Source organism: Enterococcus sp. DIV1059_2 (assembly GCF_051713685.1).
In the GTDB taxonomy this organism is placed as follows: domain Bacteria; phylum Bacillota; class Bacilli; order Lactobacillales; family Enterococcaceae; genus Enterococcus_D; species Enterococcus_D casseliflavus.
In genome coordinates, this window is sequence record NZ_JBIOQK010000001.1 from 3,673,145 (window position 1) to 3,694,530 (window position 21,386).

A 21,386-nucleotide genomic window follows, 5' to 3' on the forward strand; every position below is an offset into this window, starting at 1 on the left:
ATTACAAGCCTTGACCATCGTTTAGCCGCTTGGTTATATTGTTGACAATCAGTAATAAAACGACATTAATAATCATATTGAACAGACCAACAGCAGCAGAGTAGGCATAATCACCTGATTGCAAGCCGACTTTGTATACATAAGTGGAAATGATTTCTGATGCAGGGATGTTCATTGAAGTTTGCATCAAGTAGGCTTTTTCATATCCTACATTCATAATACCGCCGGCGGCCAAGATGAAGCTGATCACCATCACAGGCCTCAATGCAGGCAAATCGATATGCCAAATCTTTTGTAAAATATTTGCCCCATCGATATTTGCTGCCTCATATAAATCGGTACTGACTCCCGCCAGTGTTGCGGTGTAAAGAATGGATGACCAGCCGATTCCTTGCCAAATTCCCGATAAAATATAAATCGTTCTGAAATAAGCTGGATTAGACATGAACATAATTGGTTGCCCCGTAACCTTTTCTACTAACCCATTAATAGGTCCATTTGCGGATAGGAACAAAAACAGCATCCCCACGATAATAACTACTGAGATAAAATTCGGCGCATATAGAATCAACTGGATTTTCTGTTTTATTTTTTTATTGATAATTTGATTCAAGCTCAGTGCTAAAATAATTGGTGGAAAAAAACCTAACAATAAACCATAAATGCTAATTTTTAATGTGTTGCTCAGCAAAAGCGTAAAATTTGGTGAACTGATAAATTCCCTAAAGTGATCTAGTCCTACCCAAGGACTTTCCAAAATTCCTAGCATAGGATTATAGTCTTTAAATGCAATCACAGCACCGTACATTGGCACATACTTAAAGATAAACGTCATGATGATACCTGGTAAGAGCAACAAGTACATCCACTTATCACGTCGCAATTGTTTCTTTAATTTTTCCCACTTCGAGATATTTTTTTTATCCGGTTGTACCGCCCTTATCTCACCACCTGGTCCCAATGTCTTTTCCAATTCAATCTCCTCCCAATACATTTTAGAAACGTTTCCATTTTTGTTTAAAAAAATAAAAATTTAACGAAGATGCATTTTGGAAACGTTCCCACTATTTTCGTTTATAGATTACCATAGCCATTTTTTTAAGTCAATATTTTTTTGTAATTATTCTTTCACCCACACTAAGCTTCCTTCAATTCATTTATGGTTTTCGAAAATTGTTAAAAAATAAGGATCTCGATTATTTCATTAATCCTATTTTTCTCTACTTTTCTAGCATTCTTCTTTTATGAGTTTACTTATCACAACTTGCATTCCCTAATCTCTTTTCTAACAATCATTCACTGTTTAACCGTTCCAATCGGAAGATTATCTAGTTAATTATTTAAAAATAGCTCGGATTCACATTTATTTTTTGCGTTTTAACTAACTAAAAGCGAAAAGATAAGAGTTAGATATGTAAATGTATATAAGGTTAAGAGCTGTTAGATGAGCTTTTTAGGAGAATCTTGGAAAACTAAAGATTTTCAAAAAAATTGTGAATTTACTCCAAATCAATACAAAGCTTTTCTTTCAAGTAATCAAGTTTTATATAGAGATGCTTGCGCTTTCCTCCTATAGCAGCCCCATACTTAGTCAATCTCAACATTCAGCTACGAAATGCTTTTGCATATGAATGATCTGTGATCAGCTACTGATCAAATCTACAATAATCATTGTATTCTTGATGTAAGAGCGTTTAGATCACTACGCAAAAAGCTAGTCAGGGACTGTTCCTAACTAGCTGTGATTACTTTTTCATCTTCCTGTACGTGCCTTTACCTAAGCTAACCGTTAAAGCTAGTTTTGTCTTATAGGACCTAGTAAAAAAGAGTTTCTCTTGACTACTATCTCTCTTACTTTTAACTGATTTTAAGCTTCCCTGCAATCAGCCCCACTAGAAGCAATAAACTGCCGGAAAGAACAAACACCCACCGTACATCAAAAACATCTGCTACCTGTCCCATCAACAAGGTGAATAAAGCAAAAACACCGGAATTTAAGATGCCTGAGGCAGCGTAGATGGCAACCAATCGATCGGCTGCTACTTTTTGTTGGATTAATGAGGCTTGTGGAATATTTTTGATCTGGGAAAAGAGCCCGATTAAAATGGATAATCCTAGAATCAAAAAGCGGTCGCCTGATAGGGCAACGGCAACGGTGATCAGTCCGCCTAAGACAGCGCCCATTACAATCGCTGTTCGTTTGTTTTTATCAAACCGCTCGGAAAATCGCATCACCAGCGCACTTCCTAGCAACGCACCAACAAAATAAGTGGCGTTGATATAGCCCCACCAAGCATCAGGTGCCTGCATCACTTCTCGGACGAATACTAACACAATCGCGGACACCCAGGCTGTATTGGCGATACTTTCCAGCATGTCCATGCCAACGATTACCCGAACAAGAGGATCTTTCATAATCCAGCGCCAACCAATAAACAACTGGTGTCCTAATGGCTGCTTTTCGTTTTTTTCTCGAGTCGTTCTAGGCAAAAACGCTAATACTATCGAGGCACTTAGAAACAGAAAGCTGTCTAATAAAACCAACTGATGAACAGAAAATACCAGCAGCAAGGAGGTGCCGATCGCCCAGCTGCCGATGTTGACTGTTTGAAGCATCGAATTGAATATTCCATTGGCTTTGACGAGGCGATGCTTTTCCACATATTTCGGGATCAAGGCACGGCTAATTGGTTCTGAACAGCCGTCCAAAAACGAAATCAATGCGACAAGGCAATATAAAACCAATAGATTCATCGTTTCAGCTTTCAAATAGAGATACGCGGTCATAAAAAAGAGTAAGGCTGTTTTGCACATCTGGCTGACCTTCAGCACTTGTTCTAAGCGAAAATAACTCGTGATGACAGGTGAGAGAAAGCCGGAAATGACACCGCCTCCTGTTACTAGCACCGGGACAAGCGCCGCTGCCAAAGCAGAGTCTGTCCAGCTAAAAATAGAACTGATAATTGCCACAATATAAATAGTATCCCCCACATTCGCCACTGTTTGGCCAATGATCAATTGGGTAAATCCCTGATTCTTCTTCATTTGTTTTCCACCTTTACTTAGAAATAACGATTGCTCGTTTTTCTAGTTATTGATCGCCATTTGCTAAGTAAAGGATTTTATTTTGTCTGATTCATTTGTGGGGCCTCCTTTATTTTGTACCTCATCATTTTTTTAATGCACATAATATATCCTGCTGACTTTGCTCCCATAGACAATTGTCTACATTATTTTTTCTGATTATGGATTCAGAAATACAATCATGGCAATATTCTTCTTCGGGACATCCACTGCAAAAAGTATCTTGAGGAAATTCTAATCTTGAAAAATTTCTATAGCTCCGCTTCAAAATTTCTGGTAATGACTCCCTGTTCAGGTTTCCAATATTTAATTGCATCATTGCACATGGAGTGACAGTCATATAAGGCGTTATTTTAATTGTTTTATATCCGGCTCCACAGCTTTTCAAACTGTTCAAGCTTTCTTCTAATTCTTCGACTTGAAATACCTCATCATCATATATTTCTTTCAGGCTAACCAATGTTTCTTGATAATCTTTAATACTATAACTATTCAAATTATTTGTTGTTGCTCTGCCTTGATTTGTAATAATCCCAAGTCTAACTTGCTTCACTCCAAGATTTTTTAATTCCAAAACAAGTCCATCTATTTCCTCGAAAGTTTGATCAATTAAAGTCGTGGCAACAATAATCGGTATATTTTTTGATACTGAATATTTTATAAACTTAATTGTGTTGTCATATGCATCGTTTTTGCCTCGTATAGAATTATGTGTATTTTCTTGACCATCTATTGATACTTGTATTAAAGGAGAGTTACTATCAAGCAACATTTCCAAGCATTTTTTCACTTTTTTATTTAGTATATAACCGCTGGTAGAAATATGTATATTTGCACCTTCGGCGATTAAAATTTCGATTATTTGATCAATACTTTGGTAAGAAAAAGGTTCCCCCCCTGTTAATTGGAATGTTCTAGTACCTATATTTAATAGTTCTTTTAATAATTGCATACATTTATCCGCGGGTATTTCTCTTCCAATGCCTGCATTGACAAAACAATGTTTACATTTCAAGGGACAGTTATGTGTTAATTCCATAGTAACATGTTCTGGTGTGTAGTAATCTCTAATTCCTTTTTTTATTGCTTTTTTTACAGGAACATCATGTTCTTCTATAAGATTATTGTCTCTTAATTCATTTATAAAATCATTTACCATAATTTCTACTTCATGCTCATTTTCTTGGTATTTTTTAGCAAGAAATTTCACTATATCATTAATTTTATGTAAACCATTTAACTTACACAAAATAAACTCTGCGCTATCATTAACCTGTACTAACAGTCTAGCACCATTAATAACATACGAAAAAAGCACTCCATCTGGCTGTTCTAATAGAAAATTATTATTTTTAAGAGATACGTACATTATACTTCCGTCTCCTATCTTTCAGTAATATATTAAAAATAATCGGAAAACAGTTTCTTATTTACTTATCTTACACATTTAAGATAAATAAACACAAAACTTATTTTCCGACTAACATTTGTCTCCATAAAAAATAAATTACCTTCTACGATATACCGCTCTAATGCTCTGTTTTAAACTCTGCCTTGTGCACAACGTTTAGGGGTCATACCTAACGGAAGTGAAACTACTTTTGAAGTACTTACATTTAAAAAAGTCGGTTTTGTCATATTCTTTCCTCCTAAAATTATTTTATATAAAGTGTTTTAACACTAAATAACAAAAACGATAAATTTCAGCCACCAATTAACCACCCTGTAAAAATAGATATACTCAAAATAAATTTATTAATATTCAAGAGTAACTTTCCTCCTTTACAAAATATGAGATTCACACTTGTTATGTTCTTCACTATACTGGATTGACATAATAATTTTTACTTTGTAAACTATAATCACATTATTTTTTAGGAGGGGCTTATGGATGGATTAGGATTGACTTATCGTGAAACTAGAAAGAGTAAAGGTATAACACAATCTGAAGTTTGCAAAAACTTAATTTCAAGAACTACATTATCTAAATTTGAGAACGGAAAATTAATTCCTTCTATAAATATTTTTGTCGAACTCTTACACAGAATAGACCTCAGTTTCAATGAATTTATCTTTATCAATCAAAGGTACCAGTTAAATGAAAAGCAACAAATCCTCAATCAATTCTTCTCTCTTTTTTCAAATCAAAAAACTACAATTTTACTCGATTTAAAAAAAGATTGCTTAGCTTTCCAAGAAAAATCTTTCAGTAAAACAATCGAATTACTAATTTATGTTATAGACTCACTTGTTGAGCTTTCAGCAAATGAAGAAAAAGATATTCCTTGTCTCCCAAAAATCATTCTCTCTGTGCCATGGGAACAAATTCAAAAATATTCTTGGTGGAATATTGATGACATCAAATTAATTAATTGCTGTTTATATATGTTCCCACTTGAAACAGCTATTACTATCTCTAACCAGTTAATAGATCAATTAAAGCGTTATGATCCTTTAGAGAATACAAGTTCCTTACAATGTGCAATATATTTGAATATTACTTTGCTATGTCTTCAAAAGCACCATTTAGTTTATGCAAAAGAAACAGTTGAACACGCCATTAATCTTGCGAAAATTATAAAACGTTATGACTACTATGCTTTAGCAATTGCACGCAAGAGTTTTATGACAAAAGATAACCAATTACTTGAGAAATCACTTCATATTACTAAATTGTTTGAAGACAATTTAACTTACGAGCTAATTGAAAGTGAGCGCAATTTATTCTTTTAAGACCGTCAAAATGCTTCATGATTTTGCTAGTTCTACTAGCTGCTTACTATCTATAATCATAGAAAAATTATTTTACAACTCTTTTTTCTAGATAAATAAAATTCCGGGATTTTCAATTATTTCTGCAATTATGACAGATTTATATACTAAGTTAGAATATTCGAAAGCTCCTAAAATTATTCATCTTCCTATCATTTTAAGGGATACGATGGAAATTAATTAACCTCTCATAAGGAGTTAGAAATATTATTAATTCAAATTATTTAAAGTGCTTATTTATGAATTGATTAATAAATATTAGGATATAAATATTCAATCAAAATCTAATAAATGATAAATCCATTTCAACGATTTGCGAATACAAAAATTTGTTTCTTCACGCAATTACCCACTCCTCAAAAAACAAATCAAGTGAAAATCGTCGAATCAAATTACGATACACGCCGTAATTGATTACACCACTAAGAAAACAAAGATACGCCAAAGAGAAATACTGCATTAAGAAAATTGACAGTCCAATAAATGCACTATTATAAACAGTGACTGAAGGCAATCGGTAGCTTATCAGCAATGACCATTCTATTTTCTTCTTAAATGGGATTTGAGCGACGCGAGAATCGCTTGAGATCAGTAAGACAAAGAGCATACTGCTTAATAAAAAACAGCTCGTAAGGACAAATGGCAAAAACATAACAGAGCGTTGATATAATATCAGTATTTTCAGTCCAAAGAGGATCAAGAGAATGATCAGAGAATACAAGAAATATAATCCCCAGTTTTTCTTCAAGCATTCTCGATAGTACTGAAAATAGTTCTTTGTATTCGATAAATGCTCTGGGTTGTTAAATAAGCCGAATTGAGCGGACAGACTTGCAATTAAAAATACTAGGGGTACCCAAAAGAAGACAATATTATTCAGAGTCAATCGAAGAAAAAACAAGTGCATCAGGAGTAAACTATTCGACAGGATGAAATACAGCTGATAAACCAAAAGCCGATAGGCTGAGTGGACGATGGTAACGGTCCACTCAGAAATAGCGTGAAAGAAAGGATTCATACTTACCTCCTATCCTTTGATACCCGAACTTGTGACACCTTCGACAAAATACTTTTGCGCGCTGAAGAATAAGATGATTGCTGGCAATAATGAGATCACCGACATTGCAAACACTTGATTCCATGGGGTATTAGTAGATGGGTCAACGTTGAGCCGCAACGCAAGAGATACTGGGAATTTGTCTTGTGAAGTGATATAAATCAATGGACCTAAGAAATCACTGAAACTCCAAACGAATTGAAAAATCACACAAGAAATCAGGGCAGGTTTTAATGCCGGAATCAGGACACGCCAGAGAACACCGAAAGAAGAACAACCGTCAACGATCGCTGCTTCATCGAGATCCCGTGGAATTGAACGCATAAACTGGATCATCATGAACACGAAGAAGGGTTCTTGTCCTAAAAATGAATTGGCCAGTAACGGAACATACGTATCTAATAGATCCAAGCGATTCCAGAAGAGATACAAGGGGATTCTGGTTACGACTTGAGGTAAAAACATCGTTGCCATTAACAACGAGAACATGATTTTCTTGAATGGAAAGTCAAACCGAGCAAACCCATAGGCTGTAAGAGTCGCCGAGACAACGGTAAAAAGAATCTTTGGAATGACGTATTTAAAGGTATTGATAAAATACAAGGTGAACGTATAATCGCCCTTGGTGTTCCAACCATCAATATATGCTTGGAAATCAATCGTTGAAGGAATGAAGCCGATTGATGTGAAAATCTCTGTGTTCGTTTTGAAGGACGCTCCAACCATCCAAATAATTGGATACAGCATAATCAGTGCAACGACCGTCAACAAAACATAGCGAATCAGTGCTTGACCATACTTATTCGAGTGCTTCTTTTTTGCAGATGCTACAGGGGTTGCCTCCATTTATTTCCCACCTCCATCAGAATAATAGACCCATCGTTTTTGGCTCGTGAAAAGAAGAACCGTTGAACAAACAATCAACGCAAACAACACCCAACTTGCCGCACTTGCGTAGCCCATATCAAATTCTTTAAATGCTTTATCATAAATAAACATCGAGGACAGATACGTGGCATTGAGGGGACCACGACCGGTGACAATAAAAGGACCGTTAAATTCTTGAAAGGCATTGTTCAGTTGCATCACTAAGTTGAAAAAAATGGTTGGTGTGATCAAAGGAATCGTAATTTTGAAAAACTGGGTCACCCTTGATGCGCCGTCCAAACTCGAGGACTCATACAAATCCTGGGGGATTTCCTTCAATGCAGCTAAGAAAATCAACATTGAGGAACCAAATTGCCACACTTTCAAGAGAATCAAGACGACCATTGCGCCTGTAGGTGTCGATAACCAGTTAATTGGCTCGATGCCAACGGTTCCTAGAAAAATATTCACCAAACCTTCTGGTTGAAACATTGATCGCCAAAGCACACCAACGGCCACGTTTCCTCCTAGAATCGAGGGAATATAATACGCCGTCCGATAGAAATTGATGGCTTTTAATTTGAAATTCAGGATAAACGCAACGAACAACGCAAACCCTAGTTGAAAAGGCACAGTAAACACTGTATAAATTAATGTCGCCCGCATCGAATCAAGAAACGTTTGATCCTTAAAGAGATTCACATAATTTTGAATGCCTAAAAATGCAGGTGTCTGTCCGACACGAGCCAAAGAATAATCGGTCAGTGAGTAATAAAATGAGGACAAGATCGGCCAAGCGGTCAACAGTAAAAAGCCAATCAGCCAAGGGGTTACATAGATCAAGCCCACTTTTTCCTTTTTCATAAAATCCCTCCAATCTTTTTGACAACGATTCACGACACTTCATGGAAGCAAACAGAAGCCATTCACTCCCATAAAGCATGCGGATAGTTGCCTATTGCAATTTATAGTCTTTCGCAAGCTTTTCGGCTTGTTCTTTTGTTTTCGTGTAGACGTTGCGAGCAGCTGTTTCTAAATCCGTTCGTCCTAATTCGACAGCTTCCATTTCTGCAGTGTAAATAGTCGTTAAGGTACCATCTTCATAGAACGGTGTTTGGTTGATTTTTGCGACACTTTGGGCGTACTCAAAGCCTTCTTTCATCACACCTGATAATTTTCCATCTTCCATCAACGTTTCGATCGCTTTGCTTGAAGCAGGAATCCCTCTGGAAAGACCCAAAATTTTATTTGCTTCCTCGCCATTTAAAAATTCATTTAGAAATGTGCCTACTTCTTCTGGATGTTCAACATTTTTCCGAACGGCAAAAAGCAGTGAAGGTTTCGACATTAAATTCACCTCGGTGCCGCCTTCTGCGATTGGGTAGTCAACGACGACCATTTCATCCCCTACTTCTTTCAATGCTTCATAATTAGAAGACATACTGGCATTCCAATCGATGCCGCCCGCATATTGTCCTTCAATCCACTTTTTGTTGGTGGCTAAGGATACCGGTTCTGAGCCGACGTTTTCTAAATAATCTTGTCTTGAAACGAAGACCCCAGCATCTGCCATTTCCTTATACCAAGTCATCGCTTCTAAATAGTCTTGTTCTGTCCAGTTCATATTTCCTTGTTCATCAAACTCAGACGTTCCAGTCTTTTGTTGCAACCAAATGGTTACTGGAAAACGCCAAGTTGGGGATACGACACAAAAGGTCCCTTCTGGTAACTTCTTAGCGGCTTCCACATAATCGTCCCACGTCTTCAACGTAGTGACATCAATACCATGTCTTTCATATTCGGATTTGTTTAAATACATAACTAAAGTATTTTCCCCATAAGGAACGGCAACCTGCTTTCCATCAACTTGTCCGAATGCCAAAAAATCAGGATCATAGGTGGACAGATCCAAACTATCGATTGTATTAAGATCATAAAACCCGTCATTTTGTCCGAATTGCGGCACCCAATTGTAGAGTAAAGTCGTGATATCCGCCAAAGTATTGCCAGCATACCTCGTCGTGAAGGCTTGATCCAAATCGCCAAAGCCGTTCGGCTCTCCTTTTACTGCAATTTCAGGATGCTCCTTTTCAAAATGAGCGATCATCTCTTGGGTTGCCTGGTGGCGATCGTCATTTCCCCACCAACTAAAGCTGATTTCTACTCGATCACCACTCCCCGTTGTCTCAGTCTTTTTCCTCCCAGCATTGCATCCAGCCAACACCAACGATATCGAAAGCAAAGAACCTACCACTATCAATTGTTTTTTCCATTTTTTCATCACTCTTCCTCCTGATTCTTTTTTAGTAAGTTGGATAAACTAACTTATATTACAAAAAAATTTACCTCTGGTTGAAATCTTTTTTCTTAGTGATCTAAACGGTCTATTTCTTCTTTGAAACCTAGCACTAGATTCTCTTTCTACGCATAAATTTGACGTCCATGTGCATCTGGAATGCCGCTTTTACGATAAAAATACGTGTTGATTTGATCCCGCCAATCTCTAGCAGAACGAACTTGTTCTTGCAATCGTTCGGCGACGTTTTGATAACTTTCTTCATCAATTTGTCCCTGTAAGGAAGCCCACTCGGTAACATATTCTTCTACTTTTTCATAGCCTTCGAAATGCGTGTCATAGATATGTTGAATGATCGTTTTGCCGCTTAGTAAGACATGGTCGTATGGCAGATGGTGGAAAAATAAGACAAGTTCATCTGGGCAAGTTTCTACATTTTCGTATGTTTCACACCAAGCATCCGCATACTGCCTTACATAGCCGGTGCCCTTTCTATCCGCAAAGTGATACGTCCCCCATCTATCATATTCGTAGCCATCGACATCAGGACCATAGTGATGATTGGGACGAACCATAAAACCGATACCTAGCGGGGCAGTATAATTTTCATAGGTCTGATAGGACGTCGCTAGGATTGCAAGTAGTCGTTTTTTAGCAGAATCATCTAACTCAAAGGACAAATCGATCCATTCACAAAGGATAGCTTCCGTGCTTAATTCATTGTTCCAAATCAATCTGCCATAGCCAAAAAGGTTCGCTTGCGCTAGCTTGTGTCCGGTCCAATTATCATCCATGCCGACATTGACGACTGCTGCCACGCCAGAGTATTTAGGATTTGGACTTTGCTCTGGTAGAATCTTCTTTACTGTGGCGTGTTCAAGTGGATGCTTCGTATCAAAATCTAGCACATCTTTCCACATCGGTAGTAAGCAGCAAATGTGCTTTTGTTGTCCGGTATACTCTTGCGTCACTTGGAATTCCAACATTTGATTGGTGTGTTTTAACGCGCCAAAAAGCGGCGTCACGGGTTCCCGTACTTGAAAATCAATCGGTCCATTTTTAATCTGTAAAATAACATTTTCCTCAAACGTACCGTCTAATTTCATGAAGTGGTCGTAGGCAGCTTTGGCACGATCAATTGAGCGATCTCGCCAATCCTGTAAACAATCATAAACAAAGCAGCGCCATATCAGTAGCCCTCCATAGGGTTGCAACGCCCGTGCCAGCATATTGGCACCATCATTATGATCACGCCCGTAAACAAACGGTCCCGGTTCCCCTTCAGAATCAGCTTTGACTACAAACCCACCAAAATCCGGCATCACCTGATAGATTGTATCTGCTGTTTTTTGCCAAAATGCAATAACTTCCTCAGCTAACGGATCGGCGGTCATTAGTCCTCCAACGGATAAAGGTGCCGCAAAGTTGATACTTAAAAACGTCCGAATCCCATAGGCAGCGAATGTATCTGCGATCTTTTTAATCTCGATCAAATACGGTTCCGTAATAAACCATTTGGCATCTCCTCGAACATTCACGTTATTGATAGAAACCGCATTCATTCCGATGGAAGCTAAGAAACGCGCATAGTCGCGTACCGTTTCATGGTCTTGCCGAAACTGATTTTTTGAAAAGAAAATCGATTCTCCAGCGTACCCACGTTCGATCGTCCCATCAAAATTATCCCAATGATTGACCATACGAATGGCTTGATTGGGAATCGACCTCAGATTTTCTGGCAACTCAGTGGTTCGAATCACATGCTTGTAAAGTTCAAAGAAGCCATATAACCAGCCTTTACTAGTGTTCGCATAAACGACTGTCTGATTGTGCTCATGACTGATCTCAAATCCTTCATCCTCAAGCAGCGCATCCGTTGCCTTTTTGAAATATAACTCTGCATTTGTCTCTTCCACACAGCGGCACATTGGAAATAATGACTGCATCTCTCGTTTGATCGTATCCGTCAATTGGTCCGACTGCTCGAAACTATATGTCGAAACTACATCAGTTGCTACACGCTTTTTTAGCCAACACTCGTCTTTCTTTCTCATTGCTTCATCCCCTCTTTTATCTAAAAAATCCCTTCCGGCAGTTTCCAAGCAACTTCACTTTCTATGTGAATCCCTCCTCAGAACTTTTTGATTATTTGATAGACGAATAGAAACCGAGGCTTGCTGACACTTTATTTTATAAATGAAATGTGTCAATACCTGTTATTTTAACTTCCCCATCTGAAACACAAAAAAAAGGATTAGACGACTGTCCAATCCTTTTGACATAGCGAAATAAGCATAAGGCATCCTGCATAAAATCCCAGAAAATCTGCTTTTCCTACTAGAAAAAGAACAGAATATTAGGTACAATAAACAGGTCGATACCTTAGGGTATTGACTATGGCAACTTGATTAGTCAGGCGAATTGACTTTTCAAGGCCTCGTATTGGAGCGCCAACTCTGATACGGGGTGCCTTTTTTTATTCGGTTTCTATTCCCCTCTATTGTATAGAAACCCGTTTTGGAAAGCAAGACCAAATCCGAGGGAAATGATTTAATAACAGAATTGATTTATGGTTTTTTGCAGAGAAAATTTATAGATGTTTTTTGTTTTATAGTAATTATGTGATAGTTATCAAAAATATTACTTTTTTCGTTATAATACATCTTGGTTTGAGTACATCTCTAATTTAATACATAAATATAAAGATTGTAATACAATCCGAAAATATTCACTTATAGGTGTATCTATTCAAATATTTTATATAAAAAACTCAAAGATATTTGATTCTAACAACTTTAAGTTTTTCTGTTATAGAAGCCAGATTGTCCAAAGCTCAATATTATACTCTCAAAAATTATTACGATCCTTTCTATTTTCTATACTGAGTAAAAATACTATTCTATCTGAACATTAAACATAACTGTTGTACAATACTTAATATGTAAATATCAGTTTTAACATACAAAAATATAGAAGTATGTTATAATTAGGGATTGAACATATTAGAAATTACAAATGAGGTTACTATATGAAATCACCTACAGTAATTGATCTCTTTGCTGGAGCTGGAGGACTTTCCTTAGGAGCAGAAAGAGCTGGATTCCATGTCATTGGAGCAGTGGAGTTAGATCCCAAAGCAATGGAGAGTCATAAAAAAAATTTTCCAACTACTCTCCATATTCAAGAAGACGTTCAACGCCTAACTGGGAAAAATATTCTAAGTCTTTTAAAAACTGATTCTATAGATGGTATAATTGGTGGCCCCCCTTGCCAAGGTTTTAGTAATATGGGAAAAGGAGAGGTTACAGATTCTAGAAATGATCTTTTCATTCGTTTTTTTAAACTAGTATCTGAATTACAGCCGTCTTTTTTTGTGGCAGAAAATGTTCCCGGTATTTTACAAAACAAATATAATATTATACGATCAAATGCCTTTGATTACGTCCGAGACTATGAATTACTACCTCCATTAAGAGTTGTAGCAACAGATTACGGAGCGCCTACTTCTCGCACCAGAGTTTTCTTCATAGGGTACAAAAAGAATTGTTTTTCAGAGCTAACACAAGAGGATTTTAATATAAATAAAGTATCTTCATCTGAATTAGTTGATATAGAAACTGCTTTTTCAGGTCTAACCTCTGATCTTGAAATTTTAAATTCTAATGATTCTCAAGTAAATATTGATACAGATATATATAATCAATACATCTACTATTTCTCTAGAATAATAAATAACATCCCTAAGAGAATGAGATCAGTAAATCATACAAATTATCTAGAAAATAAAATTGTAAGTGGATTTAATAAAACAATCCATACAGAATCAGTAAGAAAACGTTTTGAGTCTATTCCCCATGGAACTCAGGATAAGGTCTCAAAAGCAAAAAAACTTGATCCTAAGGGAATTGCACCAACTCTTAGGGCAGGCACAGGTTCAGATAAAGGTAGTTATCAAGCTGTGCGCCCTATCCACTATGAAAAAGGCAGAGTTATTACTCCCCGGGAGGCAGCGAGAATACAAGGTTTTCCAGACTGGTTTGAATTTGACTCAACTATTTGGCATAGCTTTCGTCAAATAGGCAACAGCGTATCACCACTAGTTGCTGAGGGAGTCTTACTCCCGATTTATCAAAAGCTGACTTCTCTAAAATAAGGATAGATTTTGTAAAAATTCAAATAATTATCAATTTTTTCTTCATCTTCAAAAATGAATGAAAATTCATTTTTCAAGATCTCTTTAGCATCTTTAACCGGTAACATTGAATTCATTGTTAAAATTTCTTTAGTACTTAGACTAGGGATCGAGATCTTGTTTGGTAAATTCCAGACAAGATTTTTTACTTCTTCTACAATCATATCATCATGTTTAAATTGAGGATAAAGAGAAGCTAAAATATTTTTTTCTTTATTGTGATCATCTAAAATTAAAATAGATAACGTTACCATTTGTTGTCCATCTGCATAAATCGATGATAGTATAGGTACAGGAAACAATTTTTGAATTGCACTTTCTTTTAAAGTTTGATTTGTTGCGTTCTTTAAAGCTGATAATAACAGAAGAGGATATTTTTTTGTTGCTAATTGATCATTTCTAACATCTGTCGGTAGATACTGTCCTATCCTAGTTTTTAGCTCCTCTAATCGCTCTCTCCATAATTCTTCACCTTTTCTATCTCCTTTTTCGCCAAGTGACGATGGATTAGCGTTTAACGTAATCCTTAAAATATCTCCCTCCTCTAATTGATTTATTAAAGAACAATAATCTGAAAACTGTTTTCCGATATCAGCTGGATTAGTAAAATCGAGCCAGAATATATAATTATTTTTATCATGCCCAAAAGAATCTATAAAATTTGTACTAGTCGTGGATTCTATCTCAATGCAATTGAATGGTTTATTAAATTCAGCACGTTTTTTTATTTCAGGATCGCATTCTAAAGAGATCATGTTACTAATTTCTAGAATATTATGCATAAGTTTAAAATCATCAAACTGGTAAGATCCAAAACCTACATAACAGTAATGAGAAAAATCTAAGTATGTTTGCAATTTAATCAATGAATTTAAAAACACCTGCCTATCTATAAACTTATTTGGTCTTAAATGATAAAAAGGCTGAGCCGACATAATTATTCACCTTCTCCAACTTGTTTCAATAGTTCATCAAATGCTTTTTCTCCAACTTCACTAGGAGTTATTTCACCTTCTTCACTTCCTTTATAAAAAAATTGTCTTAACAAGTCTATTTCTTTTTCTTCTTTTGAATAGCGGATTACCCTTACATTCTTCTCAACCAATGGTTTTGGTAATACTGGTTTATAAACTTGAGCACCCTTCCTGTTTCTAGAATTAATTCCATATTCCTCTTTTTTAGAAAAAACATCTAATATTGAGACTGGCTCTGCTTGGGAAGAGATTGTCCTCTCTTCTTTAATTCGATTTTTCCAACTATTTGTATACGATGTGAACGTTTTCAAAGCATCTCTCATTGTATTTTTAATATCAGCATACATTATAGAAGATAAATCTATACCTCTTTTGGTTGTAGTCATAGGTAATAACTCGGGTTCTGAGCTTTGAAACATTACTACTCCGCAAATTCCAATAAATTGATTGTGAAAATTCGGAACCCCTGCTTCTCCCCATCCAGTTAAATGAGTTTTATCATTATATAGAACAACCCTATCATTACATGTGACTGTCCATCCTGCTTGAGCTGTAGTCCGTTTATTTTCAGTAGTTTCATCATCCTCTGCTACTGTCTGTAAAGTTTTATAAAAGCCCATAATCAATTTCGCTGTAACCTTTCCATCAAAGTACTCTTTTTCATATACATACGGTTTTATACCATTATCTACATTACTAATTAATAATTGAATAGGAGAAGGTTTGATTTCATCTCCGTTTAGTATTATCGTAAACCCCTTTTGAATAATAAAACTGTAACTTTCTTGAATAGATCTTTTTAAGCTATCTAAAAAAGAATCTAAACTAGTCTGCCATTCTATTTTTATATTTTCATTTAATTTATCAACTTTTATTTCAGTCCCTTTTTTATATTTTCATTTAATTTATCAACTTTTATTTCAGTCCCTTGATCTAATCCTTCGTATTCTTCAATGATATTAATTGGAAAATCCCAATTAGTTTCCGAGTCTATCCAGTCTTCATCAATTAAAACAGAGTAAGCTGTGTCTCCATGTCTTGTTTTAATAATTGCATTGTCCCCAATTTTAAAAATAGCTCTTTTCATTCCTATTCCGTATACTCCCACAGTAGGTCGTTCTAGACTATTTTCAGGATCGCTTGCTAGTCTTCCCATTCTAAAAGCATATTGTTTAGCAATATCCAATGGAATTCCTCCGCAATTATCTCTAATAGTAAAAGATTCTGATGTAATATTAATATTAGCACGATAATTTGAGTAATACTCTTTATCATCCGGACTAGATGCATCCTTTTGACGAACAACTCCATCCAAGCAGTTATCCAATAAATCTAAAATAGCATCTCTCAGATCAATGTCTCTCGTTAACATATCGACAAAAAAACTTTTTGTTGGTGCTCCCGAAGCAACTAATGAACTTTTTTCCATAACCAATCTCCTCACTATATATTTTATACTTCATTTTCTCACAGATATTTATATTTTTGAATGTTTTTATTTAAATATTGTTAATAGTAAAGAGAAAAAATTGATTAGTCTTAGAATTCATTAGGCACTTATCTTCCCAAAATAAAAAAACACCCTCCAAAAGGAGAGTGTCTCGAATCTTCGATAAAAAGATTAACGTTTTGAAAACTGTGAAGCTTTACGAGCTTTCTTAAGACCTGGTTTTTTACGTTCAACCATACGTGCGTCACGAGTAAGTAAGCCAGCACGTTTAAGAGCTAAACGGAAATCAGGATCAACTTGTAACAATGCGCGTGCGATACCGTGACGGATTGCACCTGATTGTCCAGCGTATCCACCACCATTTACGTTTACAAAAACATCGTATGAACCTTTAGTTTCTGTAACGCCGAATGGTTGGTTGATTACTTCACGCAAGTCTGCGTGTGGGATGTATTCTTCAACATCTTTTTTGTTAACAGTAATTTTACCAGTACCTGGTACTAAACGTACGCGGGCTACTGCATTTTTACGACGGCCAGTGCCGATATATTGAGCTTGTGCCAATGAAATTCCCTCCTATTAGATTAAGTTTGTGATGTCCAATACTTCTGGTTGTTGTGCAGCATGTGGGTGTTCAGCGCCAGCATAAACATGAAGTTTCATTCCTTGTTTACGGCCTAAAGTGTTTTTAGGAAGCATGCCTTTTACAGAAGTTTCGATCAAACGACGAGAATTTTTAGCACGTAATTCTCCAGCAGAGACTGATTTCAATCCTCCTGGGAAGTTTGAGTGACGGTAATAAATTTTATCGCTTGCTTTGTTACCTGTTAATTTGATTTTTTCTGCATTAATGACGATTACGAAATCGCCTGTATCCACATGAGGTGTGAATGTTGGTTTATTTTTACCACGTAAGACAGATGCTACTACTGCTGAAAGACGACCCATAGGAACATCTGTTGCATCTACTACGTACCATTTACGTTCTACTTCGCCTGGTTTGGCCATATATGTTGTACGCACAATTTTTTCCTCCAATTCAATTTCACGAATGTTTGACATACACTTGAGTTTCCGGGGCTCTTGTGGGGCAAACAATACCATATAACATAATACCTTCTATAAAGCCTAATGTCAACGTAATTCCGCCTCTTTTTGAAAATTTTCTCCATTCGTTTTCTGCCATTTTCTCTGAAAAACGAAACTTGTTGTTGCAAGTTTCTAAAACTGAATACCATAATGAATATTATGTATAAACTTTCATTAGCAAAGTGAGCATCCACTTCTTTTCCTTAACCATCGATAATAGTATAAAAACCTGATAATCACCACTTTTATGTATAAATATTTAATTTTACCCTTGATTTATTATTTTTATTCTGATAAGATAGCTTCAATCACTTGAAAACATGCGGAAAAGGAGTTAATAAGTATGAAAGAAAAAGTAATATTGGCCTATTCTGGAGGATTAGATACCTCCGTTTCAATTAAATGGTTAACGGACCAAGGATATGATGTGGTGGCTTGCTGCCTAGATATCGGTGAAGGTCGCGATACCCAATCCATTAAAGACAAAGCTTTGGCAGTTGGCGCGATTGAATCTTATGCCATCGATGCCCGCGAAGAATTCGCCCAAGATTTTGCTTTGATCGCTTTACAAGGCAATACTTTTTATGAAAATTCTTATCCTCTTGTTTCCGCTTTGTCTCGTCCATTGATCGCCAAGAAATTGGTGGAGTTGGCATTAGCGACTGGCGCAACGACCGTCGCCCACGGCTGTACTGGTAAAGGCAACGACCAAGTTCGGTTTGAAGTGGCGATCGCTGCTTTAGCGCCTCACTTGAAAGTCATCGCACCGGTTCGGGAATGGAAATGGTCCCGAGAAGAAGAGATTGCCTATGCGGCTGAAAAAGGAGTGCCGATTCCCGCTGATTTGGACAATCCGTATTCCATCGACCAAAACTTATGGGGACGTGCCTGTGAGTGCGGCGTCTTAGAAGATCCTTGGGCAACGCCGCCAAAAGGGGCCTACGCCATCACACAAGAATTAGAAGATACTCCTGATGTACCAACGATCGTTGAGATCACCTTTGATCAAGGGGTACCGACCGCCATTGATGGTGAAACGATGAATCTAGCAGAATTGATCATGAAATTGAACCGAATGGCTGGCGAGCATGGCGTTGGTCGGATCGACCATATCGAAAATCGTTTGGTGGGGATCAAATCACGGGAAGTTTATGAATGTCCGGGAGCGATCGCTTTGATGACGGCTCATAAAGAATTGGAAGATTTGGTCTTTGTACGGGAATTGGCGCATTTCAAACCAATCATCGAGCAGCAATTAGCCCAAGTCATCTATGATGGTCTTTGGTTCAATCCATTGACGGAAGCCTTGATTACCTTCCTGAAAAGCACGCAAGTCTACGTCAACGGGATCGTGCGTTTGAAATTGTTCAAAGGCAACGTCATCTGTGAAGGACGGAAATCTGAAAACAGCTTGTACGATGAAAACTTAGCAACGTATACTTCTGCAGATACCTTTGATCAGCATGCGGCCATCGGCTTCATCAAATTATGGGGACTGCCAAGCAAAGTGCACGCTGAGATCCAAGCACAACAGCAACTAACAGAAACATTGATTTAAGTATGCACGGCTGAAGCTGCCGCTTCAGCCGTAATCTTTTTTTGAGGTGAGAATATGGCAAAATTATGGGGCGGACGTTTCGATGGGAAAAATGAAGCATGGATCGATGCTTTTGGGGCTTCCATCACGTTTGATCAAAAGTTAGCAAAGCAAGACATTCTTGGCAGTTTGGCACATGTCAAAATGCTGGTCCATACGGGCATCATCAGTCAAACCGATGGCGAAGCGATCATTGACGGCTTGACCACGATTCAGCAGCAATTAGCCGCTGGCGAATTGACCTTCACGATTGAAAATGAGGACATCCATTTAAACATCGAGACATTCTTGCATGAATTGATTGGACCAGTGGCAGGCAAATTGCATACTGCCCGTAGTCGTAATGACCAAGTGGCGACCGATATGCATTTGTATTTGAAAGAAGTCGTGCAAGAGGTGATCACTTTGATCGCTGAATTGCGAGAAGCGCTGGTTTTACAAGCCGAAGCCAACATCTACACCATCATGCCCGGTTATACCCATCTGCAGCATGCACAGCCGATTTCTTTTGCCCATCACCTCTTAGCCTATTACAGTATGCTGACGCGTGACCAAGAGCGTTTCAGTGAGAGTTTGAGCCGCATCGATATGATGCCTTTAGGCAGTGCCGCTTTGGCAGGAACTACCTTCCCTATCGATCGCGCCTTCACCGCTCAAGAGTTAGGGTTTAGCAATATTTACAGCAACAGCCTAGATGCGGTCAGTGATCGTGATTTTATCTTGGAATTTTTAAGCAACGCCTCTTTATTGATGATGCATCTGTCTCGTTTTTGTGAAGAGCTGATTCTTTGGTGCAGCCACGAGTACCAATTCGTGGAACTGACCGATACCTTCTCCACCGGCAGCTCCATTATGCCTCAAAAGAAAAACCCTGACATGGCGGAGCTGATCCGTGGAAAAACAGGACGTGTCTATGGGAATCTCTTTGGCCTTTTGACGGTCATGAAGGGCTTGCCGCTGGCGTACAACAAAGATTTCCAAGAAGACAAAGAAGGCATGTTTGACAGTGCCGAAACCATCACGAAAAGCTTGCAGATCATGACGGGCATGATCGCAACGATGAAGGTCAATCAAGCACGGATGCAAGAATCCACTGAAAAGGATTTTTCCAACGCAACAGAATTAGCGGATTACTTAGCTGGCAAAGGCGTGCCTTTCAGACAAGCACATGAGATTGTCGGCAAACTCGTCAGCGAGTGCTTGACCAAAGGCATCTATCTGCAAGATGTTTCCTTGGAAGACTACCAAGCGATCCATCCTGCCATCGACAGCGATATTTTTGAAAAACTTGACTCCTACACCGCCGTCAAAAATCGTCATTCTTATGGCGGCACCGGTTTTGATCAAGTGGCACAGCAAATTGAAGCCGCCAAAGCATTATTGGTAGGCAAGTAAAAAAACCAGCGAAGAAAATTCTTCGCTGGTTTTTTTGTGGATTAATGACGTACGCGAGATTTCGCTGGATCGATCAATGGCGCTTCGCCTAAGTGCGCTTGGATCATCCAAATACGTTTTTCGATGGCTGTTTTGAAGCCGATGAAGATATCTTGGGTTGGATCGTCGCCTTCTTCACCAGATACTTCGATCCCTTTTTGGTATAAGTCCGCTAAGTAACGGTAACCTTCCACCAATGTAGCTAAGCGTTCTGGAATCGTGCGGTCCCAGTTACCCACTTCATCAGGGATTTGAGTGTGTTCTGCCATTTCACGCAAAGTTGAATATGGTGAACCGTCTAATGTAATCAAGCGTTCAGAAACTTCATCCAATTGCTCATTTAAATCATCCATGAATTCGTCCATCATTGGATGCAATGTCAAAAAGCCAGGTCCACGCATGTACCAGTGTGTTTGGTGAACGACCATAGCCATTTGGCTTAAATCAGCAACAAGTTGGTTTAATACTTCTTTTGTTTGTTCAAATTTCATAACGATTCCTCCTCTAAATTATCTATTTTAAGGATAATACGAAACAATTAAAAAGTACAACAAAATCATCTATTTGAGAAAAT

General features: G+C 37.5%; 18 protein-coding genes. 4 read left to right on the top strand and 14 right to left on the bottom strand.

The window, feature by feature from the left end; all coding sequences use genetic code 11:
• Position 1: 1 nt before the first annotated feature.
• From IGI72_RS17475 to IGI72_RS17485, 3 genes are all read right to left on the bottom strand, one after another.
• On the bottom strand, positions 2-994 hold the full coding sequence (locus tag IGI72_RS17475) for an ABC transporter permease (protein WP_128489838.1): 993 nt from the start codon (positions 992-994) through the stop codon (positions 2-4).
• Between the two features lie 863 nt (positions 995-1,857).
• Entirely contained in the window at positions 1,858-3,045 is a 1,188-nt protein-coding gene (locus IGI72_RS17480; RefSeq protein ID WP_074934211.1) for an MFS transporter, read from the bottom strand.
• Positions 3,046-3,169: 124 nt separating this feature from the next.
• On the bottom strand, positions 3,170-4,453 hold the full coding sequence (locus tag IGI72_RS17485; RefSeq protein ID WP_074934212.1) for a radical SAM protein: 1,284 nt from the start codon (positions 4,451-4,453) through the stop codon (positions 3,170-3,172).
• A 518-nt stretch (positions 4,454-4,971) separates the two neighbouring features.
• Here IGI72_RS17485 and IGI72_RS17490 point away from each other — a divergent pair.
• Positions 4,972-5,817, top strand: a complete 846-nt coding sequence (locus tag IGI72_RS17490; RefSeq protein ID WP_074934213.1) for a helix-turn-helix domain-containing protein — start codon at positions 4,972-4,974, stop codon at positions 5,815-5,817.
• A gap of 376 nt (positions 5,818-6,193) precedes the next feature.
• Here IGI72_RS17490 and IGI72_RS17495 read toward each other — a convergent pair whose 3' ends face one another.
• From IGI72_RS17495 to IGI72_RS17515, 5 genes are all read right to left on the bottom strand, one after another.
• The gene (locus IGI72_RS17495) at positions 6,194-6,874 is read right to left on the bottom strand and encodes a hypothetical protein (protein ID WP_223597793.1); all 681 of its coding nucleotides are present in this window, start codon (positions 6,872-6,874) and stop codon (positions 6,194-6,196) included.
• 9 nt (positions 6,875-6,883) lie between these two features.
• On the bottom strand, positions 6,884-7,759 hold the full coding sequence (locus IGI72_RS17500; protein ID WP_128433068.1) for a carbohydrate ABC transporter permease: 876 nt from the start codon (positions 7,757-7,759) through the stop codon (positions 6,884-6,886).
• A complete protein-coding gene (locus IGI72_RS17505; RefSeq protein ID WP_016621141.1) occupies positions 7,760-8,644 on the bottom strand; it encodes a carbohydrate ABC transporter permease in 885 nt (294 codons plus the stop codon). It abuts the gene before it with no gap.
• 91 nt (positions 8,645-8,735) lie between these two features.
• Entirely contained in the window at positions 8,736-10,061 is a 1,326-nt protein-coding gene (locus IGI72_RS17510; protein ID WP_438754987.1) for an ABC transporter substrate-binding protein, read from the bottom strand.
• A gap of 140 nt (positions 10,062-10,201) precedes the next feature.
• Entirely contained in the window at positions 10,202-12,130 is a 1,929-nt protein-coding gene (locus IGI72_RS17515) for an alpha-glucuronidase (protein ID WP_438754989.1), read from the bottom strand.
• A 974-nt stretch (positions 12,131-13,104) separates the two neighbouring features.
• Here IGI72_RS17515 and IGI72_RS17520 point away from each other — a divergent pair.
• Positions 13,105-14,229, top strand: a complete 1,125-nt coding sequence (locus IGI72_RS17520; RefSeq protein WP_438754991.1) for a DNA cytosine methyltransferase — start codon at positions 13,105-13,107, stop codon at positions 14,227-14,229.
• On the opposite strand, the gene IGI72_RS17525 is transcribed toward IGI72_RS17520, so the two are convergent.
• The 5 genes from IGI72_RS17525 to rplM form a co-directional block, all read right to left on the bottom strand.
• On the bottom strand, positions 14,205-15,203 hold the full coding sequence (locus IGI72_RS17525) for an O-methyltransferase (protein WP_438754993.1): 999 nt from the start codon (positions 15,201-15,203) through the stop codon (positions 14,205-14,207). The two genes, IGI72_RS17520 and IGI72_RS17525, sit on opposite strands and share 25 nt — an antisense overlap.
• A 2-nt stretch (positions 15,204-15,205) precedes the next feature.
• Entirely contained in the window at positions 15,206-15,862 is a 657-nt protein-coding gene (locus tag IGI72_RS17530; RefSeq protein WP_438754995.1) for a hypothetical protein, read from the bottom strand.
• A 251-nt stretch (positions 15,863-16,113) separates the two neighbouring features.
• Positions 16,114-16,671 carry an ATP-binding protein gene (locus IGI72_RS17535; protein ID WP_438754997.1) on the bottom strand — a complete coding sequence of 186 codons (558 nt, stop codon included), beginning with the start codon at positions 16,669-16,671 and terminating at the stop codon, positions 16,114-16,116.
• 192 nt (positions 16,672-16,863) lie between these two features.
• The gene (gene rpsI, locus IGI72_RS17540; protein ID WP_003128901.1) at positions 16,864-17,256 is read right to left on the bottom strand and encodes a 30S ribosomal protein S9; all 393 of its coding nucleotides are present in this window, start codon (positions 17,254-17,256) and stop codon (positions 16,864-16,866) included.
• A gap of 15 nt (positions 17,257-17,271) precedes the next feature.
• Positions 17,272-17,718 (bottom strand): 50S ribosomal protein L13, encoded by a 447-nt coding sequence (gene rplM / locus IGI72_RS17545; protein WP_301280258.1) that lies wholly within the window; start codon positions 17,716-17,718, stop codon positions 17,272-17,274.
• A 406-nt stretch (positions 17,719-18,124) separates the two neighbouring features.
• Here rplM and IGI72_RS17550 point away from each other — a divergent pair, with 406 nt between their 5' ends.
• On the top strand, positions 18,125-19,339 hold the full coding sequence (locus IGI72_RS17550; protein ID WP_005233014.1) for an argininosuccinate synthase: 1,215 nt from the start codon (positions 18,125-18,127) through the stop codon (positions 19,337-19,339).
• Positions 19,340-19,393: 54 nt separating this feature from the next.
• Complete coding sequence (gene argH, locus IGI72_RS17555; RefSeq protein WP_438754999.1) at positions 19,394-20,773, top strand: argininosuccinate lyase; 1,380 nt, start codon at positions 19,394-19,396, stop codon at positions 20,771-20,773.
• 41 nt (positions 20,774-20,814) lie between these two features.
• On the opposite strand, the gene IGI72_RS17560 is transcribed toward argH, so the two are convergent.
• Complete coding sequence (locus IGI72_RS17560) at positions 20,815-21,303, bottom strand: Dps family protein (protein WP_005230382.1); 489 nt, start codon at positions 21,301-21,303, stop codon at positions 20,815-20,817.
• Between the last annotated feature and the right edge of the window lie 83 nt (positions 21,304-21,386).